The organism is Epilithonimonas pallida (genome assembly GCF_900182975.1).
Classification (GTDB): Bacteria; Bacteroidota; Bacteroidia; order Flavobacteriales; family Weeksellaceae; genus Epilithonimonas; species Epilithonimonas pallida.
In genome coordinates this window covers 354,288-374,310 of the sequence record NZ_FXUO01000003.1, presented here as the reverse complement: position 1 = coordinate 374,310, position 20,023 = coordinate 354,288, and the positions used below count along the sequence as shown (strand labels likewise).

Below are 20,023 nucleotides of genomic sequence, written 5' to 3'. Positions count from 1 at the left end.
AATATCAATGGCAAAAAAAAATATTTTTACCGATTCTTTTGGAAACATCTATATTCTGAAGAGGATAATCATTTTCATTCTGGGATTAGTTTCTTACAGAAGATTCAACGGTTTTAATAAACTGAAAATCTCAGGAACGGAAAACCTTACGGATTTGCCTGATACCAATGTTCTTTTCGTCTCCAACCACCAGACTTACTTTGCCGATGTTGCAGCGATGTACCACGCATTTTGTGCCGTAAATAATGGTTATCACAACACCATAAAAAATCCTGTTTATCTTCTGAATCCAAAAGTAGATTTCTATTATGTTGCAGCAGAAGAAACGATGAATAAAGGAATCCTTGCAAGGATATTTAAAATCGCCGGTGCAGTAACAGTAAAAAGAACCTGGAGAGCAGAAGGTCAGAATGTAAACAGGATGGTCGACCTTACCGAAGTTGAAAATATTATGAAAGCCCTGGATAATGGCTGGGTTATTACTTTTCCTCAAGGAACCACTTCGGCTTTTGCACAAGGCAGAAAAGGAACTGCAAAATTGATTAAAAATCAAAGGCCTGTTGTAATCCCGATTAAAATTAATGGATTCCGAAGAGCTTTTGACAAAAAAGGTTTGAAAATAAAAGTGACTGGTGTGAAGCCCACGATGGAATTCAAACCGGCTTTGGATATCGATTATGATAATGAATCGGCAACACAGATCCTGGACAAAATAATGCACGCTATCGAGCAAACTCCGGAACACAACCTTCTTCACGATTATGATGTCAAACAGAAAGAGATGAAATCTCAGTCTCAACAATAAAAAACGGCTACTGAGAAGTAGCCGTTTTTGTGTTTATTAATGAGACTGAAAAATTCTATCATCTATCAGTCCTATTATCTCTAAGTCTAAAATCTAAGCTTCAATACTTGGAACTTGTACGTTCTCGTTAGCATCTTTCTCATAATCGATTCCATCCAGTTCGAAGCCGAAAAGATTGAAAAATTCTTTTCTATAACCTTCTATATCACTGATTTCGGAAAGGTTTTCTGTGGTTGTTTCGTCCCATAATTTGGCAACCTCAGCCTGAACATCGTCTGCCATTTCCCAATCATCCACACGGATTCTTCCGGCTTCATCCAACGCCACTTCTCCATTTTCAGTATATAATCTGTCAGCAAATAATCTCTGCATTTGCTCAATGGTTCCTTCGTGCGTTCCTTTAGCTTTCATCACTTTGTAAAGTAAGGAAATGTACAATGGAACGACAGGAATTGCTGAACTGGACTGTGTTACCAAAGCTTTGTTCACAGAAACATAAGATTTTCCGTTCAAGTCTTTCAATAAATCATTCAAAACCGGAACGGTTGCCTCCAAATCATTTTTCGCCTGGCCGATGGTTCCGTTTCTATAGATTGGGAAAGTCAATTCAGGGCCGATGTAAGAATAAGCTACCGTTTTAACACCTTCTGCCAAAACACCTGCCGCTTTCAAATCTTCTATCCAGAATTTCCAGTCTTCGCCTCCCATAACAGCAATCGTGTTGGCAATATCTTCGTCATTTTCAACCGGGTTAATTGTAATATCAGAAACTACACCTGTATGAAAATCAACTGTTTTATTAGTAAATGGCTGGCCAATCGGTTTAAGGACTGACGCATAAGCTACACCGGTTTTTGGGTGTGTTCTTCTTGGGGAAGCCAAACTATAAACTACTAGATCCACCTGACCAAGGTCTTTTTTAATCAGCTCAATGGTTTCTTTTTTCACTTCGTCAGAGAATGCATCGCCGTTGATACTTTTGGCGTAAAGTCCGGCTGCGTGTGCTTCTTTCTCGAAAGCAGCAGAGTTATACCAACCCGCTGTTCCCATTTTGCCTTCAGATGCGGGTTTTTCGAAGAAAACACCAATTGTTGATGCGTCTGAACCGAAAGCAGCAGCAATTCTGGAAGATAAACCAAAACCTGTGGAAGCACCAATTACCAATACTTTTTTAGGCCCGTTTTTGATTTCGCCTTTCGACTTTACATATTCTATCTGGTTTTTTACAGCCTGATGCGCTCCGTCAGGATGTGCAGTCAAACAAATAAATCCTCTTGTTCTAGGTTGAATAATCATTGTTGAAATTATTTTTAGCATTGCAAATTAAAGAAATTTGAAGCAATTAATAAGAATTATGTGGAAAAAAGCGTATTTCGATTTTGAGTTTCCTTAGGTTTAATAATACTTTCCGAGTGTTGTTATTTTTTATTTTGCGCAATCGATTGCGCAATTCGTTATTTTGTTTAATTTTATCCGAAATCTTTCAATTATTATGAAAGATGCTTCGACTCCGTTCAGTGTGACAAACCTAATACTAACTGTAATAAGATAAACATTGTCAATCAGAGCAGAGTCGAAAACTTTAATTTGACATAGAATTGCTTGCAGCCCGACTTGAGCGGAAACCCTTTTTACGCAACGAAGTGGAATGAAAAGATTGACTTCGTCGAACCACTCCGTTAGGTTTGGGAGCCTTCGACAAGCTCAGGATAAACTCCAGGCGGATTAAGCTGCCCGAATAATTATTAATGGTGAATTATTAATGATAAATGATTTTCATTAGAAGTTTTTATCATCAATTTTTTAAATATAAATTTCAATATAAACAATGAGAAAACTACTAATAGGTTTTACGTTTTCTGTAGTATCGATGATGTCAGCACAGAAAAACGACATCAATTATTACATCGAAAAAGCGCCTTTCAAATTTGGAGAAATGGTTTTGCCGACAATTCCTCAAAAGGATTATAACTTCAAGGACTTTGGAGGTGTCGGCGACGGAAAAACATTGAACACAAAAGCTTTTGAAAAAGCGATTTTCACGATTGCTCAAAACGGTGGCGGAAGATTAGTTGTTCCTGCCGGAACCTGGTTAACAGGTCCAATCGAACTGAAAAGCAAAATCGATTTTCACGTGGAAGAAGGTGCGATTGTGCAATTCAGCAGCGATATCAAGCAATTCCCAATGCGAGAAACTTCGTCTGGGAAATTTGAAGTGACACCACCGATTTGGGGAAATAATCTGAAAGACGTTTCGTTTACAGGAAAAGGAATTTTCGATGGAGCCGGAGAAGCGTGGCGACCTGTGAAGAAATTCAAAACAACGGCAGGACAATGGCAGGAGTTGGTTGCAAAATCAGGAAGTGTTTTGAGTGACGACGGGAAAATATGGTATCCAAGCGAATCGGCAAAACGTGGGGAAGAACTGGCCAAAGTGATTACCAAAATGCCGAATGCAACGCTTGATATGTACCAGCAATTGCACCACTATCTGAGACCAATGATGTTCACACTGTCCAAAGTGACGAATCTTTTGATTGATGGACCAACTTTCCGTAATTCGCCGAAGTTTGTTATCAATCCGAAACAAATCACAAATCTTGTCATCAGAAACACCACGGTTTATAATCCGAAATGGGCACAAAACGGTGATGGAATCGACATCAGCGCCTCTAAAAATGTGATTATCTACAATACCAAAGTGAATGCCGGCGACGACGGCATCTGTATGAAATCCAGTGGAACACCTAAAAACGGTGAAGCACTTCTACAAAACGTCATCATCGCAGAATGTACTGTGAATGATGGTCACGGTGGTTTTGTCATTGGCAGTAATACAGACGGGGGAATGAAAAATATCTATGTCTCCAACTGTACTTTCGATGGAACCGACATCGGAATCCGTGTGAAAAGTAACTCCGGAAGAGGCGGTGATGTGAGCCAAATTTTCATCGATAATATTGAAATGAAAAATATTATTAAGGAAGCGGTTTTGTTTGATACATTCTATGCTGATGCGCCCGTGGGAAGTACAAAAGAGAGTGAAGCAGCACAACATACGGGCGAAAAAGTGCCTTATTTCCACGATTTTTATGTGAGTAATGTGAATTGTTCTTCGTCTGAAACTGCGTTTAGCTTTAATGGACTTCCTGAAAAACTGATTGAGAATCTTTATTTCAAAAATGTGAATATCACGAGTAAAAAAGGAATTGTTGGCAAGAACGCTCAGAATATTGTTTTTGAAAATGTAAAAATCAATAACTCGACTGATTCTAAAATCGATAGTGGTTTGAAAAAGGCGATTGTTGTGAAATAAATTATTTCTCGCTGATTTGACGAACTTTGCAGATTTATCAGCTTAATCTGTAAATCTGCGAGAGTAAAAAGATTCAACCCTTTCAGAGTTTGAAACTCTGAAAGGGTTTTATTTTAGTAATTATTCTATTTTAAAGTGATGGAAAAATCTTCGTTTAAGATTAGAATTCCTTCTTCCTGTTCACCTGTAAAGCCTTTCAGTTTGGAAGTTTTGCTTTTCAGAATCAAATCCTGAAGTTGTTTTTCTGATAATTTTTTTCCGAATATCTCGAATGGAACTTTGAAACCACAACCTTTATAATCGGAACAGCCAACGGCGGTTTTGCCTTTCATCAGATTGTTAGATTTACACTTTGAGCATTGTGTTTCTTCCCAAACAATCTCTGTTTTTGCTCTTGGCTTTTTTTCTTTTGGAGTTACTTTTTTCTCCTCGTGAAATGCGATAACTTTAGATTTCCCATTGACAACTTTATTCGTCAAATCCGTTACCATTTCTATCAATTCTTCTTTGAACTGATTGGCCTCGTACTCCCCTTTTTCGATTTTTCTCAGTTTCGATTCCCATTCTCCGGTGAGCTCCGGACTTTTAAGAAGCTCGTCTTCTATCGTGTCGATTAATTCGATTCCGGTTTGGGTGGCGATGAGATTTTTACGTTTCTTTTCGATATATTTTCTTTTGAAAAGTGTCTCGATGATGTTGGCTCGTGTTGACGGTCTTCCGATGCCGTTATTTTTCAGCATTTCACGCAATTCATCATCTTCAACCTGTTTCCCTGCCGTTTCCATTGCACGTAGTAAAGTTGCTTCTGTGTAAGGTTTTGGTGGCGAAGTTTTTCCCTGATGAATCAATGGCTCGTGGTCTCCTTTTTCTCCGGCAACAAACTCGGGAATCGTCTGTTCCTCGTCTTTATCTTTTTCGTCCTTTTCTTCTTTTTTGTCTTTGGCATAAATGATTCTCCAGCCCGGTTCCAAAATTTGTTTTCCCGAAGCTTTGAAAGGAATCGTTCCAACCTGACCTTCCACCAAAGTATTTGAAATTTTACATTCAGGATAAAAAACAGCAATGAATCGTCTCGCTACCAAATCATAAACCAGCTTCTCTTCACGGTTAAGATTGGATGAAGGTGGAATCTCTGTCGGAATAATGGCGTGGTGGTCGGTCACTTTCGTATCATCAAAAACTGCTTTTGTTTTCGGAATAGGCTGAGCCAGCAACGGCGCTGTAAACTCCGAATAAATAGTCATACTTCTTAAAATCCCGGCAATTTTCGGATAAAGATTTTCAGATAAATAAGTCGTATCAACCCTTGGGTAAGTTGTATATTTTTTCTCGTAAAGACTTTGGATGTAATTCAAAGTCTGTTCTGCTGAGAAACCGTATTTTTTATTCGCTTCAACCTGAAGCCCCGTCAAATCGAATAATCTCGGATTTTTTTCTTTTCCTTCTTTGATTTCAAAAGAGACAATCTCAAATTGATTCTGTTTGAGATATTCCAGGCCTCGTTCTGCTTTTTCCAACGATTTCAATCGGTCAATTGACGCACTGAAAAGCACATCCCGGTATTTGGTTTTGAGTTCCCAATATTCTTCCTGCGTAAAAGCGTCAATCTCTTTTTGACGCTGAACAAGCATCGCCAAAGTTGGTGTCTGAACGCGCCCAATCGATAAAACCCCCTTGTTTCCTCCAAATCTTTTCGTGAATAATCGTGTTGCATTGATTCCCAAAAGCCAATCGCCGATTGCCCTTGCATTGCCTGCCAAATAAAGATTTCTATAATCTTCGGCTGGTTTCAGATTTTCAAAACCCTCTTTGATGGCATCTTCTGTCAAAGATGAGATCCACAAGCGTTTCATTGGTTTGTCACATTTCGCTTTCTGCAAAACCCAACGCTGGATGAGTTCCCCCTCTTGACCGGCATCACCACAGTTAATGACCTCATCGCATTCCTGAACCAGTTTTTCTATAGTTTGAAATTGTTTCTCAACACCATTATTGGGAATTAATTTGATTCCGAAATTTTTGGGAATAATCGGTAAGAAAATCAAGTCCCAAGATTTGTAATGCTCAGCATAATCGTGGGGTTCTTTCAAAGTACAAAGATGACCGAAAGTCCAGGTAACGCAATAGCCGTTTCCCTCCATATAACCGCTTTTGGGAGTTGTAGCGCCCAAAACTTTGGCTATATCACGGGCAACGCTTGGTTTTTCGGCAATACAAAGTTTCATCTTAATTTTTATTGTTTTTAAAGTCAGATGGAACGTCTAGACGTTTCATTGATTTATGCTTGAGAAGGTTTGCAAAAATGCGATTTTTAAATTTAAAAAGCGAGGGATTTTGAACACAAAGTTCACAAAGATTTTATTTATTGATTGAAAACATATTAGGGTCACAAAGGCGATTCGCTTATATTAGAATTGGAATTAATTTTTATTTTTGAACGCAAAGTTCGCAAAGATTTTTTTCTCATTCCGAAAAAAACTAAAATGTAGAAATTGACTCCGTCGAACCGCTTTGTTAGGTTTCCTACGGAATGCCAAACATTATGTACTATGACTAATATTGTTTTATGTTGAATTTGCGCCCCGACTTGAGCGGAAATCCTTTTTACGCAACGTAGTGGAGTGAAAAGATTGGGAGCGGAAGGCGGATAAAGGCGCCCAAACCCAACGAATTGGTTCCACAAAGTCAAATAATTTTCAATAAAAAATCCCTCCAAAGTGTGAGTCTTCGGAAGGATTCATAAGAAAATAATAAATAAGAATTTTTTTATAAGCCAGCTTCAAAAACTTTGAGTAATTCTGTTTGCTGGACAACGTCGTTTTTACTGTTGATGAGATTATAATTTGCCTGAAGCCAGTTGTTTCTGACCACAAAAAAAGTGTAGGCATCCATTAATCCTTCTTTGTACTTTTCTTCGGATTTCTGGAATGATAATTTTTGGTTTTCGAAATTGGCTTCCAAAAGATTGTATTTTTCCTGGGCATTCAGGAATTGGGCTTTGATGGAATTGATGCTTTTTGTCAAATCATTAATCACAATATCTTTATCATAATTGGAATTGATGACATTCAGTTTGGCAATCTCGACATTGTTTTTAACCTGCAGTTTGTTGAAAATCGGAATATTGAGTCCGAAACTTAATTGCTGGTTTTTGTTGGTTTTGATTTGGTCTGAAAAATTGGACGGAGCTGGCTGTCCCAAGACTTTGTTATAAAAACTTGACCAGATGTAAGAGCCGTTCAAGGTTGGCAAATAGCCGGATTTTGCAACTTCTACGCTTTTCTGCTGGGCTTTGATTTCTGCGAGAGTCGTTTGATAAGCCGGATTTTTTTCCAGAAGATTTTGGATGAAATTAGCATCGTTAAAATTTGAACTTGCCAGATTTTCTTCGGCTATTGTAAAATCCAGCGTATCTTTTGTAATCGCCAAAGAATTTAATAAATTAATTTTAGAAAGGTCTCTCTGATTTTTCGCAGAAACCCACTGTTCCTGCATTGTTCCAAGGTTGGCTTTGATATCGTAAATATCACTTTTGGGACGATTGCCTATTTCCACTTCTTTCTCCGTGCGTTTAATTTGGTCTTCGATTCCGGAAAGTTGTGTTTCTAAAACCTCGAGCCAGCTTTTGCTGTTCTGATAAGTGAAAAACATCTGAATGACATTCAGTTTAACTTCATTCTGAGCCTGTTTCATTTTGAAGGTCGAACTTTCTCTGTTGATTTTGGACAAAGAAATATTGAGGTAATTTCGCCAGTTCAACAGTTCCCAATTAGCCTGTGCATAGAGATTATCCGTTTGCGTATTAATCGCTTCACGCTGGTTATTCTGCTGATTGATTCCGTTTCCGAAATTATAATTGTGATTGGCTCCAGCGTCCACAGACGGCAACAACATTCCTTTTGCGGCAGAAATCTGTCTTTCATTTTTCTGAATATTAACCACAGATTGTTTTACCAATGGATGATTGGCTGAAGCATAATCCAGACATTGTTGGAGTGTCCAACTCTGCTGAGCGGGAAGAAGATTGATTAGTAGTATGAAGAGTAATTTTTTCATAATAGTTTGTCGTTGACAATTTTAATTTTTTGGATATGGAATCGTTTTGTCCAATTCTATCGGATTATAATAATTTTTGATGCTCTCCTGAATGAATTTCCTTTTCTGGTCAAGCTGTTCCTGACTTGTGATTTTCTCTCCTCCAATAATCACCGTTCCGCCAGTTTTCAGATTATTTCTCATCTCGGCAACCGGGTCACTGTAATAATCGAGCTTTACTTTTTGGAATTGTTTCAAATTTACTTTCACAGGCTGATTCCCATAATGGGTTTCCAGAAAATTAGTGGTTACAAAAGTCTCGGGAAGATTGATGCTTTTTGACAATGTGTAATTGTAATCACCTTTATCATCCTGCAGTTCGAAAATCAATCCTGGCAAACCTCTGAATTTGTAAGGTCCTTCGTGAAAAGGAATGGCTGAACAAAACCAAGCAGTCCATTTTCTTCCACCGAAATCCGTGGTTGCTTTTTGTAATGAATATTCAGCACTTTTTTTGGTTTCTTTTTCGATTTTCCAATTCATTTCGTCTTTGGAATCAATGACAAAATAATCGAACATATTGTCGTGAAAAGCTCTGTTCTCGTTGGAGTTAGCTTTTCTCAGAATCAACTGGTCAGATTGTGTATTGGTCTGCCAATTTTCCCCGGTTTTCTTGCTGATAGAATCATTTTTTAGAAAATCGTAATCGTAAAATTTTGTATAATCTTTATCAATGTCCAAAACCATATTCATTTTCATTGGTTTATCCTTAAGTTTCATTTCCATTTCGTAAATGAATCTGTTGGTCTGTGCGAAAAATAGATTGATAATTAATGTAAATATTAAGATGATTATTTTTTCCATTTTATTCGTATTTCAAGTATTTAACAAGGTTGATTTTTGTTGCTCGGTAAGCTTTGAAACTCACTACTACAAATGTTAAGATTAATAATAAAAACAAACTCAAAACGTAAGGCCAAACCGGCATATCGATTCGGTAAGCGAAATCTTTCAGCCATTCATTCATTGCGTAATATCCGAAAGGCATACTTATTAAAACCGCTATCATACAAATCAATAGAAATCTTTTCGTTAGATCCCAAACAATCGTTCTTTCGTCTGCACCTAAAGTCTTTTTGATAGCAACGTCTTTCAGTTTTTGCTCTATTAATAATGATGATAAAGCGAATAATCCTAATAATGCAATCACCAGAACCACAATGTTCAAAGTGGTGAACAAGGTCTGCTGCTTCTGGAATTTCTCATATGTTTTAGCAAATTGTTTATCTACAAATTCAAAATCGTAAGGATAACCAGGTTCTGCTTTAGTTGTCCAGAATTCTTTGATTCGTTCAAGGGTTCCATTGATATCATTACCTGAGATTTTTATCTGGAGATTTCCCATATTATTTTTTGCCCAGTTTCTATCATAATTGAAAAATACCATTGGTTCAATCGGTTTATCCATTCCCGTCATATAGAAATCCTTGACAACACCAATGATTTTATAATTGTGACCTTTTTCTTCCCAACCTGTAATAAGCTCTTTTCCAAGCGCCTGATTCTGATTCCAGCCCATTTTCTTAATGAAAGTTTCATTGGCAATCGCTCCGGAAATCGTGTCAGAAGCAAAACGCAAATCCATATCTCGCCCGGCAGCAAATTTGATTTTGTAGAATTTGAAATAATTATAATCAATTCCACCTACGATAACATTTTCTACAGACTTCAGTGTATCTAATGCACTTCTTACAACGGAAGCATTCGAAAATCCCATACCTATGGAGTTGATAGAACCCGTGATGTCTTCAACGCCAGCTATTTTTGAGACTTCATTTTTCAGTCGGATATATTTTTTTGAATTATAATCATTCTGCCAATCGGTTTTTTTGAATTGAATATTAATGACCTGGTCACCTTTGAATCCCAAATCTTTATTCATCATATAATTAACCTGAGTATGAATAACCAAGGAACAAATAATGAAAAATGATGAGATGATCAACTGCAAAGTCAGAATAGAATTTCTTAGCCAAATACCGTGTCGGCTTCTGGCGAAATTGCCTTTCAAAGTGTTGATTGGTTTGAAATTAGCAAGGTAAAGTGCCGGAATCAAGCCTGAAATCAAGGAAAAAATGATCAATAATAATCCTGTATAGATAAATAGACTCGGGTCATCCAGTTTGATTTCTTTGTTTAGAAATTTGTTATAATTGGGAAGCAGGAGTTCAACCATCGCAAAAGCTACAATATAAGCTACAAAACAAATCATAAATGTTTCCAATAGGAACTGTAAAACCAGTTTCGATTTTGTACTTCCAACCACTTTTCTCACACCCACTTCTTTAGCTCTTTGAGAAGCCTGCGCCGTTTTCAAATTGATTAAATTAATTCCCGACAGCAACAAAATTAATGCAGATAAACTCAATAAAATTATAATTGATTTTTTATCACCTTTCTGCACACCTTCACTTTTGGCCTCCAATTTCATTTTGCTGATTGGTGTCAAATAAACTTTCGCACTATTTTTTTCATCATATTTCTCGCCCCATTTTTCTGACAAAATCCTTTCCTGAGCAGCCTGCTGGTCGGAAAGTTTTTTCTCCAAATTTTGAATATCAGTCCCTGGTTTAATTTTGAAATAACCTATATAACTGTAATTGGTCCATTGCGAATTATTCTGTTTTCCAATATCAGGATGTTTCATTATAAAACCAGGTTTGAAAACAGAATTTTCTGCAGGGTTTTTATAAACTGCCGTAATCACATATTCTTTATTCTGGGAATCATCAATTTTAACCGTTTTGCCAATACAATTCTGATACTCGTCTCCGAATAATGACTTTGCAGTTTCCACAGAAAGAGCCATTTTATTATCATCACTGATGGCATTTTTGAAACTTCCCGCAATTCTTTCGAATGGAAAAAAATCAAAATAAGAACCCGAAGCCCGGCAAGATGAAGTATAAGCTGAATTCTTCCCTGCAATAAGTCTTGTCTTGTAATGGCTCCAAGAATTGGCAATCGCATAATCTTCTATCTCAGAAAACTTCTCTTTGGAAACTGTCAATTCCGGATAACTGGAAGAAGGCATAATCCCAAAAGAAGCATTTCCATTTTCTATAAAATAGATCTTGTCCTTATTAGGATTATGCTGCTCATAGGACTTCTCATCCTGCCAATGGATAAATATCAATAAGAAAACACACAAGCCAACACTCAATCCCAAAATATTGATGATAGTGGAAAGCCCGTTTTTTCTGTAATTGATGAATGCTATTTTGAGCCAGTTTTTCAGCATAATCATGTTATTATTAGTTTACTTTTTTAACTGAATATTGAGGTTTAGATTTGATGCTCAAATCCAATACAATATCATAAAACCCATCTTCCTTAATAATGATATTGTACCCGTCGTAACACATACTTTTATCATCACTGTTGAGTCCCAAACTATTCGCCCAGTCATTGTTTGAACGAAATCTTAATTCCCCAGTCTTCAATTTATAGTTCTTGAGATAGTAAAAATCAGGATTGCTTTTTTGAGTTTCTAAAACAATATCTTTCCCTTCCCAACCACTTGGAGTTGCCGTTCCTATGATTCCCCATGAAAAAATATCTGCTATTTTTTTAGCTGTTTTTGTTCCCTGCGTATTAGTTATAGTAACCGATTCTATTTTTCCTGTATTGTCTGCATTGAATTTTAAATCAAAATTTTCGAAAAGTTTGTAATCGATTTTAGTAATTGGAGCCAAAGGCATTCTTGGAATCCCTCCTCCGTTTAAAACCACTGTCCCATTAATGGCATTGATATAATAGTTTTCCGAATTGAAAGAATAGATACCTTGCAATTTTTGCAGATCTTTCGCATCAATTCTGTTCTTGCTCATTGCAGTATAAGGTCTATTATAAATAATATCTGTGATATTATCCGCAGCTTTTGCTGATATCATCTCGGAATTGATCAATATAATAATTGTAATATCATTTTTCAAATCCTTAACAAATCTACACTTGTAACCCGGACCACCGCCGCCGTGCCCAACCTGAATGATATCAGAATTCGGAGTTTTGTAGATTTCCTGTGCAAGACCATAATGGTCATTAAGATATGGCGTGTACATTCTTTCCACCATTTGTTTGCTGATAATCTTACCACCATATAAAGCTTCGCTGAATTTGTATAAGTCTCCAACCGTAGAATAGATGGCTCCCGCTGCAAAAGGATGGTCTGTTTTGAAAAGTAACGCTCTGTTGGAATTCTTTCCATCAATAAACTCATATCCTACAGCCTTATTCTCACTTTTCAGTTGATTAAAGTGAAATCCGCTTGCTGTCATTTTCAAAGGTTTTAGTATAAATTCTTCAATGGCTTTGTCATACTCCAATCCCGTTACTTTTTTGATTATATATCCTAATAAATAATAGTTGGAATTGGAATAACCCCAATTTTTTCCAGGTGAGAAATCCAATTTTTTCGAAGTAATATATTTTAAAAATGTTTCTTCGTTTTTGGTATTTTCTGAGTCTTCTGCTTCTGGTATTCCCGATGTATGGGAAAGCATATTTTTTATAGTAATGCTATCTGCTTTTGGAAAATCCGAATAATATTTTGATAATTTATTATCCAAAGAAAGTTTTCCCTGTTCCACTAATTTTAGAATTACAGTTGCAGTAAACATTTTTGTAGTAGAAAAAATTTTGTATTGGCTGTTGTTTGTATTCTTTTCTCCGTTTTCCGCATTTCTGTAGCCATAGCTTTTCTCAAAGATGATTTTCCCTTTTTTTGCAACCAAGACAGAGCCGCTAAACTGATTTGCTTTTTCGTATGTTGAAAGTAATTCGTCTATTTCTTTAGTATTTTGAGAATAGCCAAGACCAATTCCGAACATTAAAAATACCGCTGTTAAAATATATTTCATAAAAGAAGATTCTAAAATTTTATTCATATTTCAGATATTTCACAAGATTCACCTTTGTCGCCTGATAAGCTTTGATACTTACCACTGCAAAAGTCAGTATCAATAAAGAAATCAAACTAAGGACGAATGGGAAAACCGGCATATCAATTCGGTAATCGAAATCCTTGAGCCATTCGTTCATCAGATAATAACTGATCGGAATACTTATTAGAACTGCAATGAACGTAATCCAAAGGAATTGCTTCGTCAACCCAAAAATTAAATTTCCGTCTGATGCGCCTAAAGTTTTTCTGATCGCAACATCTTTCAGCTTCTGCTCGATCATTAATGATGACAATGCGAATAAGCCTAATAAAGCAACCATCAAAACCATTGCATTCAGGATGGTGAAAAGTGTTTGTTGTTTCTGATATTTAACAAAACTTTCAGCGAATTTTTTATCGATAAAATAAGAATCAAAAGGATAGCCCGGCTCTACATTTTTCTGCCAATAAGACTTTATTCTTTTTACCGTTCCATCGATATCGTCCGGTTTTATTTTCAACTGAATGTTATAGACATTGTATCGTTTCCAGTCTGTTTCCCTGTAATGGAAAAATACAATGGGTTCAATAGCTCTTCGGGGATTCAGAATGTTGAAATCCTTTACAATTCCTACAATGTGGTAAGGTTTGTTATCGAAGCCCGGGCGAACTTCATTCTTAAATGCCTGATCATCCGTCCAACCGAATTTGTTCACAAAAGCTTCATTGACCAAGACATTGGCAATAGTATCAGAAGCAAGATCCGGATTGAGCCAACGTCCTTTTTTAAGCTTTACATCCATAAACTGGAGGTAATTATAATCCATAGATCCGTGCTGCGCAAAGATGCTTTTGTCCATATAATCCATATTAGAATTGCTGAATCTCCCGCTTCCCGGAACCGCTTCTCCGTAAGACACATCGGCAACACCTTCTATTTTTCTCATTTCATTTTTGATGCGCTCATATTTCAGCCAGGGCTTGTCGCTATTTTCACTGAAATTAATCAGGAAAACCTGCTTCCCGCTGAAGCCCAAGTCTTTATCCATCATATATTTCACCTGTTTGTTAACGATTAAACCACCAATGATAAAGAATGACGAAATGATTAATTGCAAAGTCAAAATCCCGTTTCGCAGCCAAATGCCGTGTTTACTTCTGGCGAAATTTCCTTTCAAAGTTTCAATAGCTTTGAAGTTGGCTAGATAAGTAGCAGGAATCAATCCCGAAATCAATGTAACCGCCAAAACCATCAAGAATGAATAGAAGTAAATATGCCAGTCATTCATCACGATTTCCTTGTTGTAAAACTTGTTGAAACTTGGTAAAAGAAGCTCTGTTAAAGCCAAAGACAAAAGATATGACGCCAAACAAATCACAAAAGTTTCCAACAAAAACTGAAGAACAAGATTGGATTTGGTACTTCCTATCGCTTTTCTGACGCCGATTTCTTTAGCACGTTGAGATGCCTGAGCAGTTTTCAGATTAATAAAATTAATGGCTGATAAAACAACAATCAAAACAGAAAGCGTAAACAGAATCATCATCGTTTTGAAATCTCCATTTCCAAACCAAGATGCTTTGGCGTGCAGTTTTATCTTGTCAATCGGCGTAAACAAACTTCCTGTAGGACCGTACAATTCCAGATATTTTTGCGGCGTAACCCCTGCACCTTGCGCACTGATTTTTGCTCTGTACAAAAAGATATTGTCGTAGAATTTCTGTTGTAAAGCTTCTACATCTGTTCCGGATTTCAGCAAAAAGAAACAGCCGTAATTGAAATTCCCCCATTGTTCTTTATCACCCTTCATCTGCTCATACGGCGAGAAGATAAAATCCGGTTTTATCTGGCTGTTCGCTTCCGGCAATTCATAGACTGCGGTTACAACAAAACTTTTATTATTGATTTTCACAGTTTCTCCTGCAACATTGGTTTTACCGAAGAGATTTTTGGCTGCTTTTGTGGAAAGTGCCATTGCTTTATCACCCTTCAGAGCATCTTTATAGCTTCCGGAGACCAATCTGAACGGGAAGAAATTGAAAAAACTTTCTGAAGCCGACATTCCTTCGCCCTGATAAACGGTTTTGACTTTCGTGGTCATTTTATAACCCATCCCCGAGCCATTGAACAAGACAAAATCCTTAACCTCCGGAATTACTTTTACAGCACGCTCTGCCATTGGAACAGAAATATTATTTCCGTAGGTATTTTCTGCTTTGTTGTGAGTTTGAAAAGCGTAGATATTTTCCTTTTTTGGATTCCATCTTTCGTAGGACTCTTCATCATTCCAATGCATCAGGATGAGCATAAATCCCGTCAGTCCAATCGTTAATCCAAACAAATTAATGATGGTGGAAAGCCAGTTTTTTTTGTAATTGATGAATGCTATTTTGAGCCAGTTGTTTAGCATAGTTTCGTTTTTAGGTTGGAAGATGGATGAGGGGAGATGGATGTTAATTATTATATGGAAAAACTTCCAGCATCTATCTTCTAGCTTCCATCTTTATTCGTATTTCAAATATTTAACTAAATTCACTTTCGTTGCCTGATAAGCTTTGATACTTACGACTGCAAACGTCAGGATCAACAATAAAATCAAACTCAGAATGAATGGTAAAACCGGCATATCGATTCGGTAGGCAAAATCTTTCAGCCATTCGTTCATCAGATAATAACTGATCGGAATACTTATTAAAACTGCAATTAACGTAATCCAAAGAAATTGCTTCGTCAAACCCAAAATTAAAGTTCCGTCTGATGCGCCCAGTGTTTTTCTAATCGCCACATCTTTCAGTTTCTGCTCAATCATTAATGAAGACAAAGCGAATAATCCTAATAAAGCTACCATCAAAACCATTGCGTTCAGGATGGTGAAAAGTGTCTGCTGTTTCTGATAAGTTTCAAAAGTTTTGGCAAATTGCTTATCAATAAAATAAGAATCAAACGGATAACCCGGTTCTACATTATTCTGCCAATAGGTTTTCAGTCTTTTAACAGTTCCGTCGATATCGTCTGATTTTAATTTTAATTGAATATTACTTACATTGTACCGTTTCCAGGAAGTTTCTCTGTAGTGAAAGAATATCATCGGCTCTACTTCGCTTTTCAAACTTCTGATGTTGAAATCTTTCACAATTCCTATAATGTGATAAGGTTTGTTATCGAATCCCGGTCTGACTTCCCTTTTCATTGCCTGCTCATTGGTCCATCCAAACTTTCTCAAAAATGCTTCATTAACCAATGCATTGTCAATTGTATCTGATGATAATTTCGGATTTAGAAAACGTCCTTTCAGAAGTTTAACATTCATAAACTGAAGATAATTGTGGTCTATAGAACCGTGTCGCGCCTGAATACTGGTATTCAGATAATCCATATTCGAACTGCTTTGATTGTTGCTTCCCGGAGGCGCTTCTGAAAAAGAAATACTTTCTACACCCGGTATTTTAGCCATTTCTGTTCTCAGTCTTTCATATTTCAACCAAGGTTTTCCGTTATTGAATTCATTGAAATTTATCTGAAAAATCTGATTTCCATTGAAACCTAAATCTTTGCTCATCATATGCTTTACCTGCTGGTTGACAATCAATCCACCGATGATAAAGAATGACGAAATGATTAATTGCAAAGTCAGGATTCCGTTTCTGAGCCAAACACCGTTTCTGCTTCTTGCAAAGTTTCCTTTCAGGGTTTCTATGGCTTTGAAATTGGATAAATATAAAGCAGGAATAAGACCGGAAATTACCGTAACCAAAACCACCATCACCAATGAATAGAAGTAAATATGCCAGTCGTTCATCACGATTTCCTTGTTATAAAACTTATTAAGACTCGGCAAAAGAATTTCTGTGAGCGCTAATGATAAAAGATAAGATGCAAAACAAATCAGGAAAGTTTCCATCAAAAACTGTAGAACCAGAGTGGATTTTGTACTTCCAATCGCTTGTCTAACCCCAATTTCTTTCGCACGTTGAGAAGCCTGCGCTGTTTTAAGGTTAATAAAATTAATGGCCGATAAAATCACAATCAGAACAGATAAAGTAAACAGAATCATTAACGATTTGAAGTCCGGTTTCCCGAACCAGGTAGATTCTGAATGCAGTTTTATTTTATCAAGCGGTGTTAGTAATGTATCTGTCGGTCCGTAAGTATCAATAAACTGCTGAGGTGTCATTCCGGAACCTTTGGAGTTTATTTTTGCCCGAAGCATAATAATATCCAGGAATTTTTTCTCAAAGCTTCTAGGATCAGCACCTTTTTTCAGTAAAAAAAAGCTGGCATAATTGAAATTTCCCCAAGCTTCTTTATCATTTTTGATTTGCTCAGCAGGTTTATAAACAAAATCAGGCTTCATCTGGCTGTTTCCGGCCGGTAGTTCATAGACTGCTGTAACAATATAATCTGTGGTGTTAATTTTTATCGTTTCGCCTGCGACATCCGTTTTTCCGAAAAGATTCTTTGCTACAACATTAGAAATAGCAATGTTGTTATCATTTTTGAGAACGTCTTTATAGCTCCCGGCAACTAATTTGAATGGGAACAAGTTGAAAAAATTCTCTGAGACCGACATCCCGCCTTTCTGATAAGCCGTCGTATGTTTGGTGGTCATTTTGTAGGCCATATCAGAACCATTCATCAAAACATAATCTTCGATTTCCGAGATTCGTTTCAATGCATTTTCTGCCAAAGGAATTGAGATAGCGCCTCCATAAACATTATCTTTTTTGTAATAAGTCTGGAAATAATAGATATCATCCTTTTTCGGATTCCACTTTTCAAAGGATTCTTCGTCATTCCAGTGCATCAGGATGAGCATAAATCCTGTCAAACCGATGGTTAAACCAAACAAATTAATGATGGTAGACAACCAGTTCTTTTTATAATTGATGAAGGCGATTTTGAGCCAATTTTTAAACATAGTTTAGCATTTTGATAAACCCTATAGATTTTAAAACCTATAAGGTTTAATTATAAAATAGTTGATTGAATGTTTTTATTCAGGTTTTGTCCAAAACAAATCAGGATTGTTTGTTTTATAAATAGTGAACTTAACATTGGTTTCGGTATAGGTCTCTTCCTTTTTCTGAGGTGCTTGTTCAATTCCATCTAAAGGCAGAAGCTCAACATACGTTATTTCTTGTCCACTTTTCCAAGTTTCCGTATCATATGCACTTTTTAAAGGAGTTTGTAATCTATATAGGTTTTTAGCCATATAGGTTTCCAAATAACCTTCTTTTGTCTGCAACTGCTCCCTGTTCCAATTGGCATCCGCATTTAAAACCAGTGTCTGACCTTTTATTAATCGTTCCCTTACCTCTTGAATCCCCAATAAATTACCTTTTTCGTCCATTACATAAGCATCAAAAGTCGGGTCAATCCAAATCCATTTATTAAGTTCTTTACTATAGACCATATTAATGACGTGACAGTCATCAAATTTTGTTTCTCTAGGCATACAAGTAATGTATCTTGATTGGATACCAAGAGAAAGATAGCATTCATTGAGTATGGTAGCTAGCATTCTGCAGTTGACGCCACGATTTTCCTTCTTACAAACTTTGATTAAGTCTATTGCATTCTTAAGGGTTGGATTATCGCTACTTCCGTCGTGTCTTATCAGATTATGGACCCAATGCATAAGATTGAAAATTTTGCTTAATTCATTTCCGTTGCCTGCAATAGAATCTAATTTCAGCTCTTTTCTGATTTTTATAAGATTCGGGTTATCCTGTGATTGATAATTAAATTTCGGAACAAAACGATTATCTGCATAATTGTATTTTTCTGCCTTTTTCAAAATTTCCAATCTTGAAGGCTGGTATTTAATCTGAGTCTTGCAGAATCTTTCCCATTCAGTAAAATCACAAAATCATATTTCCCAACCTTTGGATTAATTTTAAATGATATAGAATCTACATCAGTATAAAATGTAACTTTTTTTGCTGAAGTTGTGTACACATCCAGTTTTTCTTCAGGAACAATTCTCCACGCATTTTTTTGTAATTTATTATCATCTTTAATATCAACTTGTAAAGAATTCGCTTTGATAATTGGTAATTTTTTACTCTGTGCAAAAAAATTCTGTGATAGAAAAACTAGTATAATAATCTTCAAAAATTTTAATTTCATTTTTATTGTTCTTTTTCTATTAAGATTCTATTTTGATTAATTATTTTGACTTTTGCAAGCCTCTGATTATCCTTCGAAATTCTTAGCATCTGCTTTTTCGAAAACATCCTTTCTCTGGGAAGAATGTTCTTCGGAGAAAATTTCACCATCTTTCATATTCACGATTCTGGAAGCATAACCTGCATCGTAAGACGAGTGCGTTACCATTGCAATCGTAGAACCTTCTCTGTGAAGTTCTGCAAGGAGATTCATTACTTCATTTCCGTTGGAGCTGTCGAGGTTTCCGGTTGGCTCATCGGCCAAAATTAATTTTGGTCTAGTTACCAAAGCCCTTGCAACCGCTGCTCTTTGCTGTTGTCCGCCAGAAAGCTGCTGTGGATAATGTTTGGCCCTGTGAGCGATATTGATTTTCTCCATAATCTCTTCCACTCTTCTTTTTCTTTCTGAGGAGGAAACACCGTTGTAAATTAATGGTAATTCAATGTTTTCATAAACTGTCAGTTCATCAATCAGATTAAAATTCTGGAAAATGAAACCGATGTTTTTCTTTCTGATCTCCGATTTTTTCTTTTCAGAAGTCCCAATAGTTTCAACCGATTCAAATTGATATGAGCCTGAAGAAGCGCTGTCCAAAAGTCCAAGAATATTAAGAAAAGTAGATTTTCCACAACCGGAAGGTCCCATTATCGCAACGAATTCGCCTTCTTTGATTTGCAGGCTTACATTGTTAAGCGCATTGGTTTGAACATCTTCTGTTTTATAGACTTTTGAAAGGTTTTGAATGTTTATCAT

General features: G+C 36.5%; 13 protein-coding genes. 2 read left to right on the top strand and 11 right to left on the bottom strand.

Features of this window, described 5'->3' with window-relative positions:
* Positions 1–7: 7 nt before the first annotated feature.
* Positions 8–805, top strand: coding sequence for a lysophospholipid acyltransferase family protein (locus tag QOL71_RS07830; protein ID WP_283416378.1), 798 nt, complete (start codon positions 8–10; stop codon positions 803–805).
* 93 nt (positions 806–898) lie between these two features.
* On the opposite strand, the gene fabV is transcribed toward QOL71_RS07830, so the two are convergent.
* On the bottom strand, positions 899–2,101 hold the full coding sequence (gene fabV / locus QOL71_RS07825; protein WP_283416377.1) for an enoyl-ACP reductase FabV: 1,203 nt from the start codon (positions 2,099–2,101) through the stop codon (positions 899–901).
* Positions 2,102–2,633: 532 nt separating this feature from the next.
* Between fabV and QOL71_RS07820 the strand changes: the two genes are divergently transcribed.
* On the top strand, positions 2,634–4,121 hold the full coding sequence (locus QOL71_RS07820; protein ID WP_283416376.1) for a glycoside hydrolase family 28 protein: 1,488 nt from the start codon (positions 2,634–2,636) through the stop codon (positions 4,119–4,121).
* Between the two features lie 125 nt (positions 4,122–4,246).
* On the opposite strand, the gene QOL71_RS07815 is transcribed toward QOL71_RS07820, so the two are convergent.
* The 10 genes from QOL71_RS07815 to QOL71_RS07770 all read right to left on the bottom strand — a co-directional run bounded on the left by QOL71_RS07815 (position 4,247) and on the right by QOL71_RS07770 (position 20,023).
* The gene (locus QOL71_RS07815) at positions 4,247–6,346 is read right to left on the bottom strand and encodes a type IA DNA topoisomerase (protein WP_283416375.1); all 2,100 of its coding nucleotides are present in this window, start codon (positions 6,344–6,346) and stop codon (positions 4,247–4,249) included.
* A gap of 541 nt (positions 6,347–6,887) precedes the next feature.
* Complete coding sequence (locus QOL71_RS07810) at positions 6,888–8,177, bottom strand: TolC family protein (protein ID WP_283416374.1); 1,290 nt, start codon at positions 8,175–8,177, stop codon at positions 6,888–6,890.
* Positions 8,178–8,198: 21 nt separating this feature from the next.
* On the bottom strand, positions 8,199–9,020 hold the full coding sequence (locus QOL71_RS07805; RefSeq protein WP_283416373.1) for a GLPGLI family protein: 822 nt from the start codon (positions 9,018–9,020) through the stop codon (positions 8,199–8,201).
* Position 9,021: 1 nt separating this feature from the next.
* Complete coding sequence (locus QOL71_RS07800; protein WP_283416372.1) at positions 9,022–11,457, bottom strand: ABC transporter permease; 2,436 nt, start codon at positions 11,455–11,457, stop codon at positions 9,022–9,024.
* Between the two features lie 13 nt (positions 11,458–11,470).
* A complete protein-coding gene (locus tag QOL71_RS07795) occupies positions 11,471–13,078 on the bottom strand; it encodes a serine hydrolase (protein ID WP_283416371.1) in 1,608 nt (535 codons plus the stop codon).
* A gap of 19 nt (positions 13,079–13,097) precedes the next feature.
* Positions 13,098–15,512: an ABC transporter permease gene (locus QOL71_RS07790; RefSeq protein ID WP_283416370.1), complete on the bottom strand. Its 2,415-nt coding sequence runs from the start codon at positions 15,510–15,512 to the stop codon at positions 13,098–13,100.
* Positions 15,513–15,605: 93 nt separating this feature from the next.
* Positions 15,606–18,020 carry an ABC transporter permease gene (locus tag QOL71_RS07785; RefSeq protein ID WP_283416369.1) on the bottom strand — a complete coding sequence of 805 codons (2,415 nt, stop codon included), beginning with the start codon at positions 18,018–18,020 and terminating at the stop codon, positions 15,606–15,608.
* 75 nt (positions 18,021–18,095) lie between these two features.
* Positions 18,096–18,899, bottom strand: coding sequence for a transglutaminase domain-containing protein (locus tag QOL71_RS07780; protein WP_283416368.1), 804 nt, complete (start codon positions 18,897–18,899; stop codon positions 18,096–18,098).
* On the bottom strand, positions 18,896–19,231 hold the full coding sequence (locus tag QOL71_RS07775) for a hypothetical protein (protein ID WP_283416367.1): 336 nt from the start codon (positions 19,229–19,231) through the stop codon (positions 18,896–18,898). The genes QOL71_RS07780 and QOL71_RS07775 overlap by 4 nt, the downstream gene beginning before the upstream one ends.
* Positions 19,232–19,297: 66 nt before the next feature.
* Positions 19,298–20,023, bottom strand: a complete 726-nt coding sequence (locus tag QOL71_RS07770; RefSeq protein WP_283416366.1) for an ABC transporter ATP-binding protein — start codon at positions 20,021–20,023, stop codon at positions 19,298–19,300.